The 22,036-nt window shown below is 64.6% G+C and carries 18 protein-coding genes and 3 pseudogenes; 17 read left to right on the plus strand and 4 right to left on the minus strand.

Going from position 1 to position 22,036, the window contains the following annotated elements:
* The first annotated feature begins 14 nt into the window (after positions 1-14).
* The 14 genes and pseudogenes from C450_RS14065 (at position 15) to C450_RS14125 (ending at position 12,809) form a co-directional block, all read left to right on the plus strand.
* The gene (locus C450_RS14065) at positions 15-422 is read left to right on the plus strand and encodes an NADH-quinone oxidoreductase subunit A (protein WP_005044528.1); all 408 of its coding nucleotides are present in this window, start codon (positions 15-17) and stop codon (positions 420-422) included.
* The gene (locus tag C450_RS14070) at positions 422-1,117 is read left to right on the plus strand and encodes an NADH-quinone oxidoreductase subunit B (protein ID WP_005044529.1); all 696 of its coding nucleotides are present in this window, start codon (positions 422-424) and stop codon (positions 1,115-1,117) included. Before C450_RS14065 ends, C450_RS14070 begins: the two co-directional genes overlap by 1 nt.
* Positions 1,114-2,867: pseudogene (locus tag C450_RS14075) on the plus strand (NADH-quinone oxidoreductase subunit D-related protein). The gene C450_RS14070 and the pseudogene C450_RS14075 overlap by 4 nt, the downstream one beginning before the upstream one ends.
* Positions 2,864-4,057, plus strand: a complete 1,194-nt coding sequence (locus C450_RS14080) for a complex I subunit 1/NuoH family protein (protein WP_005044530.1) — start codon at positions 2,864-2,866, stop codon at positions 4,055-4,057. Before C450_RS14075 ends, C450_RS14080 begins: the two are co-directional and overlap by 4 nt.
* 37 nt (positions 4,058-4,094) lie before the next feature.
* Positions 4,095-4,556 carry a NuoI/complex I 23 kDa subunit family protein gene (locus C450_RS14085; RefSeq protein ID WP_005044531.1) on the plus strand — a complete coding sequence of 154 codons (462 nt, stop codon included), beginning with the start codon at positions 4,095-4,097 and terminating at the stop codon, positions 4,554-4,556.
* Positions 4,557-4,693: 137 nt separating this feature from the next.
* Positions 4,694-4,777, plus strand: a pseudogene (locus C450_RS21715) (NuoI/complex I 23 kDa subunit family protein); the annotation flags it as partial.
* 207 nt (positions 4,778-4,984) lie between these two features.
* Positions 4,985-5,758 (plus strand): annotated as a pseudogene (locus C450_RS14090) (ferritin-like domain-containing protein); the annotation flags it as partial.
* A gap of 46 nt (positions 5,759-5,804) precedes the next feature.
* Entirely contained in the window at positions 5,805-6,677 is an 873-nt protein-coding gene (locus C450_RS14095; RefSeq protein WP_005044533.1) for a DUF302 domain-containing protein, read from the plus strand.
* Between the two features lie 145 nt (positions 6,678-6,822).
* Positions 6,823-7,095 carry an NADH-quinone oxidoreductase subunit J gene (locus tag C450_RS14100; protein WP_006077166.1) on the plus strand — a complete coding sequence of 91 codons (273 nt, stop codon included), beginning with the start codon at positions 6,823-6,825 and terminating at the stop codon, positions 7,093-7,095.
* Positions 7,092-7,496, plus strand: coding sequence for an NADH-quinone oxidoreductase subunit J (locus C450_RS14105; RefSeq protein WP_005044535.1), 405 nt, complete (start codon positions 7,092-7,094; stop codon positions 7,494-7,496). The genes C450_RS14100 and C450_RS14105 overlap by 4 nt, the downstream gene beginning before the upstream one ends.
* A complete protein-coding gene (gene nuoK, locus C450_RS14110; RefSeq protein WP_005044536.1) occupies positions 7,496-7,798 on the plus strand; it encodes an NADH-quinone oxidoreductase subunit NuoK in 303 nt (100 codons plus the stop codon). Before C450_RS14105 ends, nuoK begins: the two co-directional genes overlap by 1 nt.
* Before the next feature lies 1 nt (position 7,799).
* A complete protein-coding gene (gene nuoL / locus C450_RS14115) occupies positions 7,800-9,812 on the plus strand; it encodes an NADH-quinone oxidoreductase subunit L (RefSeq protein ID WP_005044537.1) in 2,013 nt (670 codons plus the stop codon).
* Positions 9,813-11,336: a complex I subunit 4 family protein gene (locus C450_RS14120; protein ID WP_005044538.1), complete on the plus strand. Its 1,524-nt coding sequence runs from the start codon at positions 9,813-9,815 to the stop codon at positions 11,334-11,336. It begins immediately after the preceding gene.
* Entirely contained in the window at positions 11,337-12,809 is a 1,473-nt protein-coding gene (locus C450_RS14125; protein ID WP_005044539.1) for an NADH-quinone oxidoreductase subunit N, read from the plus strand.
* Positions 12,810-13,435: 626 nt separating this feature from the next.
* Here C450_RS14125 and C450_RS14130 read toward each other — a convergent pair.
* Entirely contained in the window at positions 13,436-14,692 is a 1,257-nt protein-coding gene (locus C450_RS14130) for a Glu/Leu/Phe/Val family dehydrogenase (protein ID WP_005044541.1), read from the minus strand.
* A 77-nt stretch (positions 14,693-14,769) separates the two neighbouring features.
* Entirely contained in the window at positions 14,770-15,618 is an 849-nt protein-coding gene (locus tag C450_RS14135) for an HpcH/HpaI aldolase/citrate lyase family protein (protein WP_049910229.1), read from the minus strand.
* 117 nt (positions 15,619-15,735) lie between these two features.
* Here C450_RS14135 and C450_RS14140 point away from each other — a divergent pair, with 117 nt between their 5' ends.
* From C450_RS14140 to C450_RS23725, 3 genes are all read left to right on the plus strand, one after another.
* Positions 15,736-16,191, plus strand: coding sequence for a MaoC family dehydratase (locus C450_RS14140; RefSeq protein ID WP_005044544.1), 456 nt, complete (start codon positions 15,736-15,738; stop codon positions 16,189-16,191).
* A gap of 1,528 nt (positions 16,192-17,719) precedes the next feature.
* Positions 17,720-17,932 (plus strand): PGF-CTERM sorting domain-containing protein, encoded by a 213-nt coding sequence (locus C450_RS23720; protein WP_449271553.1) that lies wholly within the window; start codon positions 17,720-17,722, stop codon positions 17,930-17,932.
* 1,072 nt (positions 17,933-19,004) lie between these two features.
* Positions 19,005-19,202: a PGF-CTERM sorting domain-containing protein gene (locus C450_RS23725; protein ID WP_449271554.1), complete on the plus strand. Its 198-nt coding sequence runs from the start codon at positions 19,005-19,007 to the stop codon at positions 19,200-19,202.
* 190 nt (positions 19,203-19,392) lie between these two features.
* Here C450_RS23725 and C450_RS14155 read toward each other — a convergent pair whose 3' ends face one another.
* The gene (locus C450_RS14155) at positions 19,393-20,142 is read right to left on the minus strand and encodes a ribonuclease H-like domain-containing protein (protein WP_005044547.1); all 750 of its coding nucleotides are present in this window, start codon (positions 20,140-20,142) and stop codon (positions 19,393-19,395) included.
* 80 nt (positions 20,143-20,222) lie between these two features.
* Complete coding sequence (locus C450_RS14160; protein WP_005044548.1) at positions 20,223-21,998, minus strand: acyl-CoA carboxylase subunit beta; 1,776 nt, start codon at positions 21,996-21,998, stop codon at positions 20,223-20,225.
* Positions 21,999-22,036 lie beyond the last annotated feature (38 nt).

Genomic DNA, 22,036 nt, shown 5'->3' on the forward strand with positions numbered 1-22,036 from the left:
GAGCCAGAAATCACATGAATCCGTGGATAGCTATCGGCGCGCTGGCGGTCGTCGGGGTCGCCGTCCCGCTGACGATGATCGTCGTATCGAGCCTGCTGCGACCCAGCGTGCCCGAGCAGGGGAAATCCGCCGTGTACGAGAGCGGCGAGGTTCCGACGGGCAACACCCGCATCCGGTTCAACATCCAGTACTACATGGTCGCGCTGCTGTTCGTGATCTTCGACATCGAGACCGTCCTGATCTTCCCGTGGACGGTCATCTACCGCGACGCCGTCGCGAACCCGGAGATCGGGTTGGTGCCGGCGCTCGTCCCCATGCTGGTGTTCATCGGTATCCTCGTCGTCGGCCTCGCGTGGGCGTGGCGTAACGGCGCGGTACAGTGGATTCGGAACGAACAGTCGAGCGGCACCCGAGCACGATAATGAGCAGCGACACACTCACGAACGCGGAGGCGGACGCACAGACCACCCAGGAGTCCCGGATGGGTGAGGGCGCTGACAACCGATTCAACTCCAAACTCCGGGAGGCGTTCGGCTCCTCGCCGTTCGTCCTCACGAAGTTCGATTCGTTCATGAACTGGGTCCGGAGCTCCTCGATGTTCATGCTCCAGTTCGGGATCGCGTGCTGTAGCATCGAGATGATGCACACCTACGCGGTGAAACACGACCTCGACCGCTTCGGTGCGGGCGTGCCGCGCGCCTCGCCCCGGCAGGCCGACGTGATCATCGTTCCCGGAACGATCGTCTCGAAGTTCGGCCCGCGGATGAAGCGGGTGTACGACCAGATGCCCGAGCCGAAGTTCGTGGTCTCGATGGGGTCGTGTACCATCTCTGGAGGTCCGTTCCAGCAGGGATACAACGTCGTGAAGGGCGCAGAAGAGATCATCCCGGTCGACATCCACGTTCCGGGGTGTCCACCCCGGCCCGAGGCGCTGGTCTACGGCGTCGCCAAGCTCCAGGAGCGTATCGGCGAGGGCGAGACTGCCCCCGTGACCGTGAAACCCTACGAGCTCGAAGAGTTCGGCGACCTCGAACGCGACGAGCTGGTCACCAAGCTCGCCGACGACATCGACGAGGACACGCTCGTGATGCGGTACAACTGGAACGATTCGCCATGAGCCTTGAACGACCACGCGACAGGACCCAAGCGGTTGGCGTCACCGACGACGGCCTCGACTACGACGCGCTTGCCGACCTGCTCGGTGACACCGTCATCGACCGAGAGACCCACCGCAACGCCGAGGCGTTCGTGGTGCGCCCGGACGAGGTTCAGGACGCGCTGTTCGCGCTGCGCGACGAGGCGGGGTTCGACCACTGTTCGAACGTCACCGCCCAGGAGTACGAGGACCGCTTCGAGTCGATCTACCACCTGAAGAAGTACGAAGACCCCACTCAGGAGGTCTCGGTCGTCGTGCCGACCTCCCGGGAGAACCCCGTGAGCCAGAGCGCGGAACCGGTCTACCGGACGGCGGACTGGCACGAGCGCGAGGCGTACGACCTCGTGGGAATCGAGTACGACGACCACCCTGACCTCCGGCGGATCTTGCTGCCCGAGACGTGGCAGGGCCACCCGATGGGGCTCGACTACAATCAGGAAAAGCCCCAGGTCGTCACCCTCGAATCACACGCCAACCCGATCGCCGACGACCACAGGGAGGACGGTTCGGACACGATGTTCCTCAACATCGGGCCCCACCACCCTGCGACCCACGGCGTGCTCCACGTCGAGACGGTGCTCTCCGGCGAGCAGGTCGTCCACGTCGATCCCGACATCGGCTACCTCCACCGGTGTGAGGAGCAGATGGCCCAGAACGGGAAATACCGCCACGAAATCATGCCCTACCCCGATCGGTGGGACTACGTCTCGGCGGGTATCCTGAACGAGTGGGCGTACGCCCGGACTGCCGAGGACCTCGCGGGCCTCGACGTCCCTGAATACGCTCAGGTCATCCGGACGATGTCGGCGGAGTTCTGCCGGATCGCGGCTCATATGCTCGCGCTCGGTACGTTCGCGCTCGATGTCTACGGCGAGTTCACCGCGACGTTCATGTACACGTTCCGGGACCGCGAGGTCGTCGAGGACATTCTCGAAGACCTCACGGGCCAGCGCCTGATGTTCAACTACATGCGGCTCGGTGGGGTGGCGTGGGATCTGCCCGAACCGCGCGAGGACTTCTTCGAGAAGATCCGGGACTTCCTCGACGGCCTCCCCGAGAAGCTCGACGAGTACCACGACCTGATCACCTCGAACGAGATCTTCCAGCTCCGGTGTGTCGACACGGGCGTGCTCGACGCCGAAACCGCCAAACAGTACGGAACGACGGGACCGGTCGCCCGCGCCTCNGGTGTGTCGACACGGGCGTGCTCGACGCCGAAACCGCCAAACAGTACGGAACGACGGGACCGGTCGCCCGCGCCTCGGGCGTCGACTACGACCTCCGACGCGACGATCCCTACGGCTACTACGACGAGCTCGACTGGGACGTCGTGACTGCCGAGGAGGGCGACAACTACGCTCGCGTGCTCTGTCGGATGCAGGAGGTCGAGCAGTCCGCACGGATCATCGAGCAGTGTGTCGACCTGCTCGAAGACTGGCCCGAGGACGATCGCGAGATCCAGTCGAACGTTCCCCGGACCCTTCGGCCGGACGAGGATGCCGAAATCTACCGGGCGGTCGAGGGCGCGAAGGGCGAGCTCGGGATCTACATCCGGAGCGATGGCACCGACAAGCCCGCGCGGTTCAAGATCCGAAGCCCGTGTTTCTCGAATCTTCAGGTCCTCCCCGAGATGGCCGAGGGCGAGTACATCCCCGACCTGATCGCCTCCCTCGCGAGTCTCGACATCGTGCTCGGTGAGGTCGATAGATGAGCCCGAGTGAGGTCCTGTTTCAGGCGGCGAACGCCTCGAACGCCACCAACGCAACGAACGGCACCGCTGGGGCGAACGCGACGAACGCGACCGGCGCAGCCAACGCCACGAACGCCTCTGCGGGCGGCGCGGTCGGGGGTGGATCGACGTTTCCGGAGACGCTGAGCCAGCTCCTCGGATTCGGTGCGAACCCCGATCCGGGGCTCCAGTTCGTCTTCGGGTTGATCGGCGCGTCGTTGATCGCGGTGATCTTCCTCACGTTCGCGGCGGTCGGAGGGATCTGGGGCAAGCGAAAGATCACGGCGGCCTTTACCGACCGGATCGCGGTCAACCGGGTCGGCCCGTTCGGCCTGCTGATCATCGTGGCCGACGCCGTCCGGCTCCTCTCGAAGGAGGTCATCATCCCCGACAGCGCCGATCGGCCAGCGTTCGACATCGCACCGTTCCTCGTGCCGTTCTCGGCGCTGCTTGGCTTCGCGGTGATCCCGCTGGGAACCGGCCTCCAGCTCGCCGACCCCGAGACCGGGTTCGTGTTCGTGTTCGCCGCGTCGTCGATCGCGTCGCTCGGCCTGTTGATGTCGGGCTACGCATCGAACAACAAGTACTCGTTCCTCGGCGGGCTGCGCGCGCTCGCCCAGAACATCGCCTACGAGATCCCGCTCATCGTGACTGCGGCCTCGGTCGTCGTCTTTGCCGGAACGCTCCGAATGAGTGAGATCGTCGCGATGCAGAGCGAGGCGCTCATCACGATCGCTGGCGTCTCGATCCCATCGTGGTTCGCGTTCGTCAACCCGTTCGCGTTCGTGCTGTTCCTGATCGCGAACCTCGCGGAGGTCGGACGGAACCCGTTCGACACGCCCGAAGCGCCCGGCGAACTCGTCGCAGGGTACATGACCGAGTACTCCGGTGCGTACTTCGTGCTGCTCTACCTCGGTGAGTTCCTCCACATCTTCCTTGGCGGCGCGATCATCGCGACGCTCTTCTTGGGCGGTCCGGCCGGGCCGGTGCTCCCGGGAATCGTCTGGATGCTGCTCAAGATCCTCGCGGTCTACCTGTTCACCCAGTGGGCGCGGTCGGCGATCCCACGGGTCCGGATCGATCAGCTCATCGAGATCGGCTGGAAGGGGCTGCTCGTGATGAGTTTCGCCAACCTCGTGCTCACGGCGATCATCGTGGGCTTCATCGCCTGATCGCTCTCACAACCATCCACCACACACCCACCAACCCATGATCGGAATCCTCAAATCGATGGCAACGACGATGAAACACGCGCTCGACGGCTCGACCTTTACTGTCGAGTACCCCGATGTCGCACCCGAGGTCAGCCCCCGTTTCCGGGGCGTCCACAAGTTCAGCCAGGAGCGCTGCATCTGGTGTCGCCAGTGTGAGAACGTCTGTCCGAACGACACGATCCAGATCGTGATGGACGAACAACGGAATGGCGAGCAGTACAACCTCCACATCGGCCAGTGCATCTACTGCCGGCTGTGTGAGGAGGTTTGCCCTGTGGACGCCATCCTCCTGACCCAGAACTTCGAGTTCACTGGCGACACCAAGGACGACCTCGCGTACAACAAAGAACAGCTGAAGAACGTCCCGTGGTACAAGGACATCGACCCGCTTGAGTCCAGAGAGCCCGATCGCGGTGCGTGGATCGGGGAGGGCGAAGGCGAAGTCGACTATCAGTAAACGTACGGCGAGCGTAGCGAGCCGTTTCACCGCCCGAGCGTAGCGAGGGCGCTTTTTCATCCACGTTTTTGTCGTGAGTGGTTTCGAAGCGAGCGAATGCGAGCGAGAAATCCCGAACGAGAAAAAGGTGGGGTCGCGAGGACATCGACCCGCTTGAGTCCAGAGAGCCCGATCGCGGTGCGTGGATCGGGGAAGGCGAAGGCGAAGTCGACTATCAGTAACTTCTCGGATTTTCACTCGCTAGTCGACGGGTAACGACCCGAGAACCCTCGTCTCGGTCTTTCGGTCTTCTGGTCGATCGACCGAGCACCGCTGGCGAGTCTTCGACAGCCAGGGCGGCGATTCAGTCGAACGATCGATTCGGTCAGTCGACGAAACCGACCGCAATTCTGGCATAGTTTTTTGGTGCAAATGGACGATCGACCTGTATGGATCACAGAGCAGATGGACGGGCGAACACCAGCGGCGGACGCTCACGGCGAGGGTTCATGAGCGATGCGGCGCTCGCGGGTGCTGGAGCACTCGCGCTTTCGGCCACCAGCGGCGTGGCAGCGGGCAATGACGGCAGCAGCGACGCCGATTCGTCGCCGAGCGACGTGGAGGTGTTGAACTACGCGCTGGCGCTGGAACACCTCGAAGCGGCGTACTACAACGACTTCCTCGCGGAGTACACCGAAAGCGAGGTCGAGCGCTCGGCGGTGGCGGAGTACTTCGCGCGGCCGACGCTTCAATACTCGACGTACCAGCAGATTCAGGACGTGCGGGACCACGAGGAGGCTCACGTCGAGGCGCTGACTGGGACGATCGAGGACCTTGGAGGAACGCCGGTCGAACCTGCCGACTACGAGTTCTCGTACGATTCCATCGCGGAGTTCGTGGCGATCGCCGATCGGCTCGAAGCCGTCGGGGTGTCGGCGTACGCGGGCGCAGCACCGCTGATCGACAGCGNTTCCATCGCGGAGTTCGTGGCGATCGCCGATCGGCTCGAAGCCGTCGGGGTGTCGGCGTACGCGGGCGCAGCACCGCTGATCGACAGCGAGGAGGTGCTGAAGGCTGCCCTCAGCATCCACTCGGTGGAGGCCGAACACCAGACGTACTTCCAGCTGCTCCACCTCCAGCGCCCCTCGCCCGACGCGTTCAACGAGGCGCGCTCGATGGAGCAGGTGCTCCCGATCGCGAAGCAGTTCGTCGCCGGCGCTGACGGNCCTCCAGCGCCCCTCGCCCGACGCGTTCAACGAGGCGCGCTCGATGGAGCAGGTGCTCCCGATCGCGAAGCAGTTCGTCGCCGGCGCTGACGGTGGAGATGCTGTCGGCAACGGGCTCGTGACCGCCGAAAGCGACGAGAGCGTTCCGGCGACCGTCGAGCGGATCAAAGGGCGAATCAGGGAGAACGGGCTGACCCTCGTGACGACCCTCGACCACGCCGTGAACGCCGCTTCGGTCGGGATGGAGCTTCGACCGACGACGCTGCTGGTCTTCGGCAACCCGAACGCCGGCACGCCGCTGATGCAGGCGAGTCAAACCACCGCTATCGATCTGCCTCAGAAGATGCTGGTCTACGAGGACGAAGACCGTAGGACGAACGTGGTCTACAACAGTCCGGCGTATCTCGCGGCACGACACGACATCACCGGCCAGGACGAACGCCTCGACACGATCGACAGCGTGCTCGAAGCGCTCGCCGGTGGTGACGTGAACCGATCGAAGGCGGACCCGAGCGCACTCCTCGACGGCGGCAACGGGGTCGTGACCGCTGCGGGCGGCGAGAGCGTGGATGCGACCGCCGATCGCATCCAGAGCACACTCCAATCGGCCGACGGAATCTCGATCGTGGCGACCGTCGACCACGCCGCGAACGCTGACTCGGTCGGGATGGAGCTCCGGCCGACCACGGCCGTCCTGTTCGGCAATCCGAAACTCGGCACGCCGCTGATGCAGGCGAGCCAAACGGCGGGGATCGACCTGCCACAGAAGCTGCTCGTCTACGAGGACGACAGCGGGGCGGTCAGGGTGGGATACAACGATCCGCAGTACGTCGCCGAGCGTCATGGAATCACCGGCCAGAACGAGCGCCTGGCGACGATCGAGAACGCGCTCCGATCGATCGCTATTGGACAGTAGCGCCAGCGGCTCCGTCGATCGAAGGGCGAGCGAAACGATCGCGGATGGCGGAACCGGTGTCGGCGCGACGCCGCCGCTGCCAACGCGGGCGAGCGCTCGCGCGGGTCTCGAAACCTTCAAACACCATCCCACACGAGTGAAGCCAATGGCAGCCTTACCGTACGAGGCGATTGCGTTCGCGCTGTTCGCACTCGTCACCGTGGCGAGCAGTCTCGGGGTGGTCCTCGTGGAGGACGTGTGGCACTCCGCGCTGCTGCTCGGGGTGTCGCTGTTGAGCGTCGCCGTCCACTACGTGATGCTCAACGCGGAGTTCCTCGCGGCGATGCAGATCCTCGTCTACGTCGGCGGGGTGCTCATCCTGATCACCTTCGCCGTGATGCTCACCCGAACCGATGATCCGAAGGAGGCGGTCTCGTGACGACTCGCCCCGAACTGAAGACCGATGGGAACTTTCTGCCCGGGCTGATCGCGGTCGCGCTGTTCGGCGTGCTCGCGGCTGTCTTTCTGACGGCCTCGTTCCCGGACCCGGCCGGCTTCGCCGGCGACGGGTCGATCACCGCCTCGATCGGCTACGCGATGTTCAACCTCCCCGGCGGCGTCCACCCGAGCGAGGGCTTTCTCGTCGCGTTCATCGTCATCGCGGTCGTCCTCGACGCCGCACTCGATGCGTCGGTGATGCTCGCGAAGACCGAGGAAGACGGCCGGATCGGCGGCGCGCTCCGATTCGGATCGAACGGCACCGACGACGCCCGAGCTGACGACAGTTCCGCCCGCACCGACGGCGGTCGTGATCGGACCCGCAGCGAGGAGGGACGCTGATGGTCCCCGCTCAGTACTATCTCGTGCTCTCGGCCGCGATGTTCTGCATCGGGCTGTTCGGCATCTTGACGCGGCGGAACGCGTTGGTGTTCCTGATGAGCGTCGAGATCATGCTCACCGCCGGCAACATCAACTTCGTCGCGTTCTCGCTTCAGTACGGGAACCTCACCGGACAGGTGTTCAGCCTGTTCACGATCGCGCTCGCCGCGGCGGAAGTCGCGGTCGGTATCGGTATCATCCTCGTCCTCTACCGCAACTTCCGCGGCGTGGACGTAACGAAAGCGACGACTATGAGGTGGTAAGATGGTGGCATTCGACTACGCACCCGCGATTGCACTCCTGCCCTTTGCATCGTTCGTGATTGCACTCTTTGGCGGCCGATTCCTGCCGAAGAAGGGCGCGTTCGCGGGTATTCTCGCGACGGCCGGCTCGCTCGTGCTCTCGATCTGGATGGCGCTCACTGTCGCCGGCGGCAACACGTACAACCAGGAACTATACACGTTCGTCGCCGCCGGGGAGATCGAACTCCATCTCGGGGTGCTGATCGATCCGCTCGCGGCGCTCATGCTGATCATCGTCTCGCTGGTCGCCCTCCTCGTTCACGTGTTCAGTCTCGGCTACATGAACGACGAGGGCGAGCCGGGACTGCCCCGGTACTACGCCGGGCTCGGCCTCTTCACGGCGAGCATGCTCGGGTTCGTGATCGCCGACAACCTGTTCATGGCGTTCATGTTCTTCGAGATGGTCGGTCTGTGCTCGTGGCTGCTGATCGGTCACTGGTACCGCGACGACGCCCCGCCGAGCGCGGCGAAGAAGGCGTTTCTGGTGACTCGCTTCGGGGACTACTTCTTCCTCGTCGGCGTCGTCGGGATCCTCGCGACGTTCAGTACCGCGAACTTCGCCGGTGAGGAGAGCTTCCCTGGGCTGGCCGAGGCGGTACTCGGCGGGGGGAGTGCGGGCGCGGTCTCGACCTTCGGGTTCGCCCCCGAAACGTGGTTCACGATCCTTGGTCTCCTCGTCCTCGGTGGCGTGATCGGGAAGTCGGCGCAGTTCCCGCTCCACACCTGGCTCCCCGACGCGATGGAGGGCCCGACGCCTGTTTCGGCACTGATCCACGCCGCGACGATGGTCGCCGCCGGTGTGTATCTCGTCGCCCGGATGTACGGCTTCTACGCCCTGCTGCCCACCGTGCTCGCGATCATCGCGTTCATCGGCGGGTTCACCGCCCTCTTTGCGGCGACGATGGCGGTCGTCAAGCGTGAGATCAAGCAGGTGCTCGCGTACTCGACCATCTCACAGTACGGGTACATGATGCTCGCACTCGGTGCCGGTGGGTACGTCGCCGCGACCTTCCACCTGATGACCCACGCCTTCTTCAAGGCGCTGCTGTTCCTCGGTGCCGGCTCGGTCATCATCGCGATGCACCACAACGAGAACATGTGGAAGATGGGTGGGCTGAAGGATCGGATGCCCGTGACGTACTACACCTTCCTCGCGGGCTCGCTCGCGCTCGCCGGAATCTTCCCGTTCGCGGGCTTCTGGTCGAAAGACGAGGTGCTCTACGAGGCGCTGATCCACGGGCTCGGATCGAGCCCGCTCTTGCTCGGTGCGTACGCCATGGGGCTGCTCGCGGTGCCGATCACCGCCTTCTACACCTTCCGGATGGTGCTGCTCACCTTCCACGGCGAACCACGCAGTGAGACGGCTAGAAATCCACACGGAGTCGGCTGGAACGTCAAAGCTCCCCTCGTCGTGCTCGGGGTGCTGGCGGTCGTCGCCGGCTTCATCAACATGCTGCCAGTACAGAAAGTTCTCGGGATCGAGGGGATCGACTTCCTCCACCAGTGGCTCGACGGCGGGTTCGAGGGGCTGACTGCCCACCACTACGGTGACCTCACTGGCTACACGAGCGGCTACATCGGCAGCGAGTCCATAACTGTGCTGCTCGGCGTGGTCGTCTCGCTCGGGCTGGCGCTCGCCGGCGCGGGTCTGGCCTACACCCTCTACCGCGGCCCCGATCCCGACCACCACACCGATCGACTCGGTAACGCGAAGACGGTTCTCATGAGCAACTACTACCAAGACGAGTATCAGGTCTGGCTGGCCGACGCGACCGCGCGGGTCGCCCGCGCGGCCGACACGTTCGACCAGGGTATCATCGACGGCACCGTCAACGGCGTGTCGAGCGTGAGCCTGTTTTCGGGCAGCCGGATCAAACGGATTCAAACTGGGATCGTGACGAACTACGCTGCGCTTCTCTCGCTCGGGCTGGTCGCGCTGCTGGTGATCTTCGGCCTGATCGGGGGGTGGTTCTGAATGCTGATCGAGATCCTGCTCGCGCTCTGTCTGCTCGGCGCGCTGGTCGTGTTCGTCCTCCCGGACGACTACGCACCTGTCGGCGCGCTGGTCGCGAGCCTCTTCCCACTGGTGACGAGTTTCCTGATGTGGTTCGGGTTCGACGGCTCGGGCAACGCCTTCCTCGAAGGTGGCACGCTGGCGTACGAGACGATGGCCCAGTGGATTTCGGTGGGTCCGTACGCGATCAACTGGCACGTCGGTGTCGACGGGATCAGCATGCCGCTCGTCGTCATGACGACCGTGCTGACGACGCTCGCGATCCTGACGGCGTGGACGCCGATCGACGAGCGCCGTTCGCAGTTCTACGGCCTCGTTCTGTTCCTCGAAACCGGCCTGCTCGGCGTGTTCGTCGCGCTCGACTTCTTTGCGTGGCTCGTCTTCTGGGAGATCGTGCTGATCCCGATGTACATGCTGATCGGGGTCTGGGGCGGCCCTCGCCGGAAGTACGCCGCGATCAAGTTCTTCGTCTACACCAACGTCGCGACGCTCGTGATGTTCCTCGGCTTCGCCGCGCTGGTGTTCGGGCTCGGCGATGCGGTCACGAGCCTCGACATGCCCGCGATCGCCCAGGCGCTCCGGGCTGGCGAGCTCGGCTCGCTCGGCGGCGTCGGACCGGACACGCTCAAACTGATCGCGTTCGTCGCGATGTTCGCCGGCTTCGCGGTCAAAGTGCCGATCGTGCCGGTCCACACGTGGCTGCCCGACGCTCACGTCGAGGCCCCGACGCCTGCATCGGTGTTGCTGGCGGGCGTCCTCCTGAAGATGGGGACCTATGCGCTGCTCCGATTCAACTTCACGATGCTGCCCGATACGGCCTCACAGCTCGCGCCCTACATCGCGATCCTCGCGGTGGTGAGCGTGATCTACGGCGCGATGCTCGCACTCGCCCAGCAGGACCTCAAACGGATCGTGGCGTACTCGTCGATCTCGTCGATGGGGTTCGTCATTCTAGGTCTCGTGGCGTACACCGAGTTCGGTCTGGGCGGGGCGACCTTCCAGATGCTCTCGCACGGCCTGATCTCCGGGCTGCTGTTCGCGTGTGTCGGCGTGATCTACAACACGACCCACAGCCGGATGGTGGGCGACATGGCGGGGCTCGCCGACCGGATGCCGGTCACCACCGCCATGTTCGTCGCGGGCTGTTTCGCCTACATGGGGCTGCCGTTCATGGCGGGCTTCATGGGCGAGTACTTCATCTTCCAGGGCTCGTTCGCCGCCGACTTCGCGGGCTCGATGGTGTTCACCGCGATCGCGATGTTCGGCATCGTGATCGTGGCGGGCTACCTGCTGTACGCGATGCAGCGCACGCTGTTCGGTGAGTTCCGACTCGACACCGACTACACGATCGGCCGGGCTGCCTTCCACGACGTGGTGCCCCTCGCGGTGCTCGTGATCTGTATCATCGGACTCGGCACCGCGCCCGACGTGTTCTTCGGGATGATCCAGGACGCGGTCGGTCCACTGCTGGGGGGTGGTGCCTGAATGGCACCCCTGACCGCGCTCGCGCCGACGCTGCTGCTCGCTCTGACCGCGCTCGCGCTGTTCGTCATCGACAGTATCGCCCCGCACTCGAAGAACCGTACGCTGTTCTCGGGAACCGCGACGGTCGGCTCGCTGGCCGCGCTCGTCGCCGCCGGCGCGCTGCTGGTCACCGGGACGGGAACCAACGGTGGCGTCCAGTTCTACGGCGGTCAACTCGTCGTCGACGGGATGAGTCTCTTCTTCACGATCATCTTCACGAGCGTCGCGACGCTCGTGACGGTCGCGAGCTACGACTATCTCGCGGGCGAGACCGAGCAGGCTGATTACTACACGCTCGTGATGCTCGCCGCGACCGGGATGACGCTGCTCGCCTCCGCGGGGAGCCTCGCGGTCGCGTTCGTGAGCCTCGAACTCGTCTCGCTGCCGACGTACGCTCTCGTTGCCTTCCTGAAGGACAACCGTGGCAGCGTCGAAGCAGGACTGAAGTACTTCCTGATCGGCGCGCTCTCGTCGGCGATCTTCGCCTACGGGATCAGCCTCGTCTACGCCGCCACGGGAAGTCTGCTGTTCAGCGACGTCGCCGAGGCTGCTGCTGAAACCGATCTCACGGGCGTGCTCGGGATCGGCGTGCTGATGGTGCTCGGCGGGTTCGCGTTCAAGACCGCGAGCGTCCCGTTCCACTTCTGGGCACCGGAAGCGTACGAGGGTGCGCCGGCTCCGGTTTCGGCGTTCCTCTCCTCGGCCTCGAAGGCCGCCGGGTTCGTGGTGGCGTTCCGGGTCTTCACGGTGGCGTTCGGGCTCGACATCACCTCCAGTGTGGACTGGGTGCTCGCCTTCCAGATCCTCGCCGTCGTGACGATGACGCTCGGCAACTTCGCGGCCGCGACCCAGGACAACGTGAAGCGGATGTTGGCGTACTCGTCGATCGGTCAGGCGGGCTACGTCCTGATCGGGCTGGCGGCGCTCGGCGGCGGGAACAACCCGTCGGTGCTCGGGATGAGCATGGTCCACCTGTTCGTCTACGGGTTCATGAACACCGGTGCCTTCCTGTTCGTCGCGCTGGTCGAACACTGGGGCTCCGTGGGCAGGACGTTCGAGGACTACAACGGCCTCGGGCGTGAAGCACCGATCGCGTGCGTCGCGATGACGGTGTTCATGTTCAGCCTCGCGGGAATCCCGCTCGGCGGTGGGTTCCTCTCGAAGTACCTGCTGTTCTACGAAGCGGTCGGTGCGGGATTCTGGTGGCTCGCCGCCGTCGGCGTCGTCAACAGCGTGCTGTCGCTGTACTACTACAGCCGGGTCGTGAAGGCGATGTGGCTCAACGATCCGTCCAGCGATCTTTCCCTCGGTAGCTATCCGATCGGGCTGTACACCGCGGTGGTCGCCGCCGGTCTGGTGACGGTGCTCCTGATCCCTGCGTTCGGGCTCGTCACCGATCCGGCCATCGACGCTGCCGCCGCGCTGTTCTCCTGACGTTCTGTCATCGAGTTTTTCAGCGACGGACGAAACGTCATTTTCGCGATTCACTGATTGAGAGTCGTCAGTTCGATAGCGACTGCTATCGATGCTCGTCCGCAGAGCGTGCAGTCGATCCGTATTGGCGATGAGCGCTCGAACAGCCATCCTGAGTGGCGGTGCTGTGCGGTAGCGGTGGCTGTGCGGAAGCTGTGTGGTGGCGATGCAGAAGCTGTGTGGTGGCGGTGCGGAGGCGGAAGGAAGCCACGCGGCCGCGTTTATCGCGGCCGCACGGGGAGGGAGGGGGCTTGAGCGCGTGCCGAGCGTCCGCGAGCGATAGCGAGCGGACGAAACGGGCGAACGGCGCAGCCATGAGCCAGGCTACGCGCCCGGCGCGCGCAATCGCGGTGCTGTGCTGCCTGGTGGTGCTGAAAAATCTCCGAGTTTCGCATGCCAAAAACGCCGCTCTGCGGCGTTTTTGAGCAACATGAAAAGGGCGAGGCGCGCCGCCAAGGCGCGCCGTCGTTCCGCTTCGTCTGCTCGCGGGCCGAAGGCCCGCTCGCATGGTCCGAGGGACCGGAGGTCCCTCGCTACTCCACGACGAGCCTCACGCTCGCTTTGCTCGCGTGAGACGCCGAGGGCTTTCAGGGGAACGTACCGCCCTCTTCGTGGGCGTCGAGGATGCGTCGGATGGCGACGACGTAGGCTGCCATCCGGAACGTCGGCAGATCGCGGTTCTCGAACGTTGCGACGAGCCCGTCGAAGGCGTTCACGATCACCGTTTCGAGCTCGTCGTTGACGCGTTCCTCGGACCAGTAGAACCGCCGGCGGTTCTGGACCCACTCGAAATAGGAGACCGTGACACCGCCGGCGTTGGCGAGCACGTCGGGGAGGACGTAGACGTCACGGTCGGCCAGGACCTCGTCGGCCTCGGGGGTCAGCGGCCCGTTCGCAGCCTCGACGATCACGTCGGCGGCGACGTCTGCCGCAATGTCGGCATCGATGGCGTTTTCGAGCGCTGCGGGAATCAGGAGATCGACGTCGAGGGTGAGAAGCTCTCGGTTCGAGAGTTCCTCGTCGGCGTCGGCGTACTCGGCGACGCTACCGGTCTCGTTTTTGTGGTCCTTGACCGCTGCGGCGTCGAGCCCCTCGTCGTTGTACACTGCACCGCTCGAATCCGAGACCGCGACGACGGTCGCACCGCGCTCGTCGAGGAGGCGGGCGGCGATCGCGCCGGCGTTGCCGTAGCCCTGCACGGCGACCGTCGCGTCCGCGACATCGGTGCCCAGATAGTCGAACGCCTCGCGCGCGGTGAGCATCACCGATCGACCTGTGGCCTCGACGCGGCCCTCGCTGCCGCCCGACGCGATCGCCTTGCCGGTGACGGTGCCCGGTGCAGTCGTGTTTTCGAGGGTCTCGTAGGTGTCCTTGATCCAGTTCATCTCGCGCTGGCCGGTGTTGACGTCGGGTGCGGGGATGTCCCGATCCGGTCCGATCAGCGGTCGGAGCTCGGTCGCGAACGAACGGGTGATGCGTTCGAGCTCCGCTGTGGAGTACTCTTTCGGATCGATAATGATACCGCCCTTCCCACCGCCGTAGGGAATGTCGACCACCGCGCACTTGTACGCCATCCAGCCCGAGAGTGCCTTGACCTCGTCGCGGGAGACGTTCGGGTGATAGCGGATGCCCCCCTTGTAGGGACCGCGGTCGCCGTTGAACTGCGACCGGAAGGCTTTGAACGTCGCCAGCGATCCGTCGTCGTCCTCGATCGAGAGGGTGGTTTCGAGCACGCGCTCGGGGTGTTTGAGCCGTTCGAGCTGATCGTCGGACACGTCGAGGTGGGCTGCGGCGTCGTCGACCTGTTCTTGGAGACTCTCGAACGGGTTCACCTGCTCGGACATGGTCCCATGTCGCCGAGCCGCCTGTTAAGCGTGTCGAGATACATATCGAACGTGCAATATTGATATGTGTAAGGTTGTCAACGATCGGTGGCGTCCGCCCGTTCGATCACCCGTTCGGCCTGGGTGATCAACGGTGCGTCGATCATCTCACCGTCGACCCGGAAGACGCCTCGACCGTCGGCGTCGGCTTCGGCTCGCGCGTCGAGCACGTGCTCGGCCCACTCGACACGCTCCGGATTCGGGGTGTAGGCGTCGTTGATCGGCCCCACCTGCGCTGGATGGATCGCCATCTTGCCGTCGTAGCCGAGGTCGACGGCGAACTCGGTTGCGGTCCGGAGTCCTTCCTCGTTTTCGATATCGGTGAACACCGTATCGATGGCGTCGACGCCGGCCGCGCTCGACGCGAGGACGGCGTGTTCGCGGGCGTAGAGCACTTCCGTCCCTTCGCCAGTTCGGCTCGCGCCGATGTCGGCCGCGAGATCCTCCGCGCCGAAACACACCGCGGTGGTGGGCTCGGCGTCGGCAATCGCCTCGGCGTGGAGGATTCCACGGGCGGTCTCGACTAATGCGAACACGGGGAGATCTCGACCGCGCTCGGTGGCCTCCTCGGCGAGCGCGCGAACGTCCTCGCGCGTTTCGGCTTTCGGTAGCATGAGTGCATCGAGACGGTGCTCGTCGGGTGTGTCGTCGAGGAGGACGTCGAGATCGGCGGTCGGATCGGTGGCACTGACCCGAACACAGACCTCACAGTCGGGATCGAACCCGGACGCCAGCACGTCGGCGACCGCCGCGCGGGCCTCGGATTTCCGGGCGGGTGCGACCGCGTCTTCGAGGTCGAACACCACGACGTCCGCGCCGGTTTCGGGAGCCTTTCGGCACATCTCGGGTCGATCGCCGGGCGAGAACAGCACGCTTCTGCGAGCCATACGGAGGCTGGGGCGGCAGGGGGTTTCAACGATGTGTCCGACGCACCGTCGACGGCGGCGGCGCTGTGGCGGCGGCCCACCGGTGGCTTTTCGGGCCGAGCGTGCGAGCGGATCCGTATGGTCGGACGCTACTACGAGGACTACGACGAAGGCGAAACCATCGAGCACGACAAACGCCGGACGGTGAGCGAGGCCGATAACCAACAGTTCTGTGATATGACGATGAACCAGCAGCCGCTCCACCTCGACACCGAGTTCGCCGGGGAGAGCCAGTTCGGCGAGCGCCTCGTCAACGGGCTCTACACGATGAGTCTCGCGGTCGGCCTCACGATCCCCGACACGAGCGACGGCACCATCGTCGCCAACCTCTCGTACGACGACGTCGAACACCCGGCCCCGGTTTTCCACGGCGACACCATCCGTGCGCATTCGACCGTCGTCGAGAAACGCGAGACCAGCGACGGCGAGCGCGGCGTCGTCACGATGCATGTCGAGGCGTTCAACCAGGACGACGACCTCGTCTGCGAGTTCGATCGAACCACGCTCTCGCTGAAACGCGAACACGTCGAGTGATCGGCCGATTCGACCCGTCGATCGATCTCCCCGGACTCCACTGGACTCCCGGAAACGAGCCACGGGCCAGCAGCGCGGATGGGTGTCACCAAAAGGGATTTATTACGATAGCGTGTGGAAGACAGCAACCTCCAACAGCAGGATGGCAGCGTGATGGAATCTCGACTGCTGGGGATCCGGACACGTCGATCGTCCATCGTCGCTGGGAGGAAAAAATCGAACAATGACACGAACGAACGAACGACACCGAAGTTTGCTTCTCGCCGGCCTGATCGTCGTGGCGGCCGCCGTCGGTACCGTCGGCGCGGTCGGGACGGTCGGCGCACAGGACGCCGGCAACGAGACCGACGAGAACGCGAGCGAGGAGGACTTCTACAGCCCCTCGGCTGACGATCCGCTGAACGCCCGATTCAGGGACTGTTGTGCGAACACCGTCGACTCGACCGACGGCGACGTGCTCAACCTCAACATCGTCTACGGGCCGGCACAGGAGTCCTACGACGTCGAAGTCTCCGCCTCGAACCTCAGCGACGAGCAGGTCGACGCGATCACGTACGGCAACGACACGGACCTCTCGCCCGCTGACCTCGAACGGACCGACATCATCGGCATGGACTTCACTGACGTCCCGGCCGGCGAGTACGAGTTCACCGTGACCGTCGTCGGTGAGGACGCCGAGACCACCGTCCCACTCGAAGTCACCGGCGAGTCGGCGACCGAAGATACGTCGAACCAATCGGCACCCGACGAAACGACGACTGCCGAGGAAACCACGGCAGCGAACGACACGTCGGCCAACGAAACCGAGGCGAGCAACGCGACGACGATGGCCAACGAAACGACGACTGACACCCCGACCAACGGGACGACGACCGACGCGACGACCAACGAGACTGGAAACGAGACCGAGATGGGTGTCGAGAACGGAACGATGACGAACGGGACGAGCGCGAACGTGTCGGTGATGGCGGAGTCAGACTCGGCGAACGCGAGCGCGAACCACACGGTGTCGGCGGTCGTGACGGGCGAGAACGCGACCGGGAACCTGACGGAGGTCACGGTGAACTACGGCGAGGCGAACGTGAGCTTCGGGCTGGTGTTGAACTCGCTGTACTCGGTGAACGTGAGCGGTGAGGACATCACGGCGAACGCGACCGCAGCGACCTATGGGCCGGACGGCCAGAACCTGACGATCGGGTTCGACGAGACGATGGAGGTCAGCGAGGGCGACGAGCTCACGATGACCTACGGCGGCGTGACGAACCCCACCGAGATGGGTAACTACACGGTCGGTGTCGCGGTCAACAACGGCTCGTTCGCGAACACCACCCTCGACGTCGGCGAGGCCAACGAGTCGATGATGACCACCACCGGTGGCACCGAAACCACCGAGAACGGTACCNACACCACCCTCGACGTCGGCGAGGCCAACGAGTCGATGATGACCACCACCGGTGGCACCGAAACCACCGAGAACGGTACCGAGACGAACGAAACGACCGGAACGATGGGGACGACTGAGGCCGAGATGGGGGCCACTGTGAACGAGACACAAGCGACCCAGGGTGAAGCAACGACTGCCGACAACGACGACACCGCTGCTGACGATGAGACCGCTGCGAACGGAACGAACGGCAGCGGTGGCGCGGAGACGACGGCAGCAGGTGGGCCCGGCTTCACGCTGGTCGCCGGTGTGGTGGCGCTGCTCGCGGCCGCACTCGTGGCTGCACGCCGCGACTGATCGTCGACCGATTCGCGATGGGTTTTCCTTGACTTTCCGTTTCTCGTGGCTGTACCGTCGGACGAACGTCCGGCTATCCGATGAATGAACGGCCACCGATACCGGTTGCCGATCGTTCGTCTCGTGGGCTGGTACATAATACCAAAAGGATTTTACGAGGTCGGTGTATCTCAGTCATCGAAGTCACTCATGGGTGGTGGCGGCCTCTATCGCCGGCGATCGTTTCGGGCGATCCGGCTCGGAACGTCCATCGCTTCCATGACACGATAATATACGAAACATGACACGAACGCATGATACACGTCGGAGCCTGTTCCTCGCCGGGCTGGTAGTGCTGGCAGCCGCAGTCGGCACTGTCGCCGCGGTCGGAACGGTCGGCGCACAAGACGCTGGCAACGAGACTGGAAACGAGACGACGATGGCGAACGAGACCATGGCCAACGAAACCATGGCCAACGAAACCATGGCGAACGAGACGATGACGAACGGAACGAGCGAGAACGTCTCGATCATGGCGGAGCCGAACTCGGCGAACGCGAGCGCGAACCACACGGTGTCGGCGGTCGTGACGGGCGAGAACGCGACCGGGAACCTGACGGAGGTCACGGTGAACTACGGCGAGGCGAACGTGAGCTTCGGGCTGGTGTTGAACTCGCTGTACTCGGTGAACGCGAGCGGTGAGGACATCACGGCGAACGCGACCGCAGCGACGTACGGCCCGGACGGCCAGAACCTGACGATCGGGTTCGACGAGACGATGGAGGTCAGCGAGGGCGACGAGCTCACGATGACCTACGGTGGCGTGACGAACCCCACCGAGATGGGTAACTACACGGTCGGTGTCGCGGTCAACAACGGCACGTTCGCGAACACCACCCTCGACGTCGGCGAGGCCAACGAGTCGATGATGACCACCACCGGTGGCACCGAAACCACCGAGAACGGTACCNCGTTCGCGAACACCACCCTCGACGTCGGCGAGGCCAACGAGTCGATGATGACCACCACCGGTGGCACCGAAACCACCGAGAACGGTACCGAGATGACTGAATCCACCGAGGATGGTACCGAAATGACTGAAGCCACTGAGGGTGGAGCTGAAACCACTGAGAGTGGGGCCGAAACCACTGAAAGTGGCGGTGAGAACGAGACCGACGCAAACGCCAGCGGTGGCGAAGAGACGACTAGCGGCAACGGTCCGGGCTTCACACTGGTCGCCGGTGTGGTGGCGCTGCTCGCGGCCGCACTCGTGGCCGCACGCCGCGACTGAACCCGCTCGACGCATCGTTCAACGACTTTTTTGCGGCTTTTCGGGATGGCGTTCGGATGGACTGAGTGCCACGGCGACGGATCTCACCCCACGCCGTAACGAACACGAGCGTAGCGCCGGCTACTGGATCACTGGCATATTGCTGTCTCGGAGTACTGCAGTGTGGTTGGTGTCGAGCCGGTCGGTCTGCTTACACGCCGTCGTGTGCGGTGAAGATCTCGTCGTGGAGCCGATCGGCGACGATATCCAGCAGCGATTCGAGGTTTGCCGTATCGGCACGGTTGTACGACACCAGCGTCGAGAGCGCCTGCTCGTCGCCACGTTCGTACTGGTGCCACAGTCGGACCGCGTCCCGACCCGAGAGCTCCGGCTGATCGCGATCGATCCCGACCGTGCGCTCGATGTTCTTTAGGCCGCCTGTGAGGTCAAGCTGCCGACATGGGTACATGAGATCGATATGTGGACGATCGATGTCGAGATCGAACGACTGTTCCAGGAACGGGACGTCGAAGCGCTTGCCGTTGAACGTCACGAGGAGGCTGGCGTCGGCGAGCTGTTCTTCGACCGCTGTCCGGGTGAGATCCTCTCCGCGAACCAGCGTCGTCGTCTCGCCGGCACGGTGAAAGCTCACGGTCGTCACGTCGCTGTGACGTGCGTCGAGTCCCGTGGTCTCGATGTCGAAAAAACAGGTCGCGTCGCGGAAGTTCTCGTAGAGCCGCCACCGGCTGGCCGAGGGAAACGCTTCGTCGAAGAAGGCCGCGTCGCCCGCGTCGAGGCGGTCACGTGCGGTCGCGATGAACTCGTGGATGCGGCGCTCGGTCGTCGTGCCGACGGTCGAGCCGTCGAACGCGTCCCAGTGGGTGACGCCGTCGTTCCAGAGCCGGCGTTCGGTCGCCTCGCCCACGCCATGGACGGGAATGAAGCTGTTCTCGATGCGCACACTCTTCGATGGAACGGTGTCGACCTAAACGCTTCTCTCGACGCTCGCGAGAAGCCACTTCCCGTCTTCGATGGGTGCGGTTAGAGGACGGTGCCGTGTTTCTTGTCGGGCAGCGATTTCTCGACGTCCTCGTAGAACGCGAAGCGTGCGGCGAGCTCCTCGCGGAGGTCGCTCGGCGGCACGATCTCGTCGATCACCACCTCGTTCGCCATCCGGTGGATGTCGATGTCCTCGCGGTACTCCTCGCGGAGTTCGGCCTCGCGCTCGGCGCGCTCGTCGTCGTCCTCGATGTCGTCGAGCCGGTTGCGGTAGACCGCGTTGATCGCTGCCTCGGGACCCATGATGGCGATCTCGCCCGACGGAAGGCCGAGCGTCGCCTCGGGATCGTAGGCCGGCCCACTCATCGCGTAGATCCCCGCGCCGTAGGCCTTCCGGAGGACGACACACTGCTTCGGGACCGTCGCCGACGACGTGGCGTAGATCATCTTCTTGCCCTGTTCGAGGATGCCGTCCTTCTCGACCTGCGAGCCCGCCATGAACCCCGGCGTGTCACAGAGATACAGTAGCGGAACGTTGTAGGCGTCACAGGTCCAGACGAACTCCGCGGCCTTCTCGGCCGCGTCGGGGAAGATCGCGCCCGCGCGGTGGGCGGGCTGGTTCGCGACCACGCCGACGGGCCGGCCGTCGATCCGACAGAACGCGGTGACGATCTCCGGGCCGTACTGCTCACGGAGTTCGAGCACCGAGCCCTGATCGGCGACGCGATCGATCACGTCGTGGACGTCGTACCCCTTGTTCGGTCGTTCGGGAATCACCGAATCGATCCCGTCGGGCGATCGTGCGGGCGGAGCACTGTCGGAGTGGGGTGGTTTTTCGTCCGAGTTGTCCGGCAGGTAGGTGATGAGTTGGGCGACGAGCTCGCGGGCGTGCTCTTCGTCCTCGGCGACGAGGTCGGCGCTGCCCGACTCTGCGGCGTGGACCTGCGCGCCGCCGAGATCCTCCATGCTGATCTCCTCGCCGGTCACCATCTCGACCATTCGGGGGGAGGCGATCGCCATCGCGGACATCCCCTCGACCATCACCGTGAAATCCGCAAAGACGGGCGTGTAGGCTGCACCGGCGATACAGGGGCCGTAGAGCACACAGATCTGTGGGACGCGCCCCGAGAGCATCGAGTGGTTGTAGTAGTATTTCCCGATCCCCTCGCGGTTGGCGAAGAACCCGGTCTGCTGGTCGATCCGCCCTCCGGAGGAGTCCATCAGATAGAGGACTGGCTTGCCGGTCTTGAGCGCGCGCTGTTGCATCCGGAGGAACTTCTCGACGCCCTTTCCGGCCATCGAGCCCGCCTTGACGGTGAAGTCGTTCGCCATCGCGTGGATGTCCCGGCCCTCGAACTCTGCCGCGCCGGTCAGGAGGCCGTCCCCCGGTAGCCTCGTGTTCGGGTCCGATTCCTCGACTTCGGGACTGTCGGGATGCCAGTCGTCGAAACCCGCGAACCGGCCGTCCTCGAAGCTGAATCCGCCGTCGCCGAACCAGAGGTCGAGCCGGTCGCGGACGAACAGTTTGCCCTGGTCGTCGAGACGCTCCTTGTACTTCTCGGGACCGCCGAGTTCGATGTCCGCGATCTCCTCGCGCAGGCGTTCCTCGCGTTCGGTCGGGCCGTGATCCGACGCCCCACCCGACCCACCAGAGTCGCGTGGTTCGGATGACTCGGACTCGGGTGGCTCAACGTTCGCCGTGGATTCTTCGGCGTCACCGACGTAGACCGTGACGCTCTCGCCGACGTGTTCTGCCAGCGCACTGCCGACGACACGTGCCTCCTCGTCGCTCGCGTCCCCACCGATGCGGATGTCCATGTTCTTCGATGCGCAAGAATTGCGGAAAGGGTTTTCCA

It is taken from the genome of Halococcus salifodinae DSM 8989, from assembly GCF_000336935.1.
Classification (GTDB): domain Archaea; phylum Halobacteriota; class Halobacteria; order Halobacteriales; family Halococcaceae; genus Halococcus; species Halococcus salifodinae.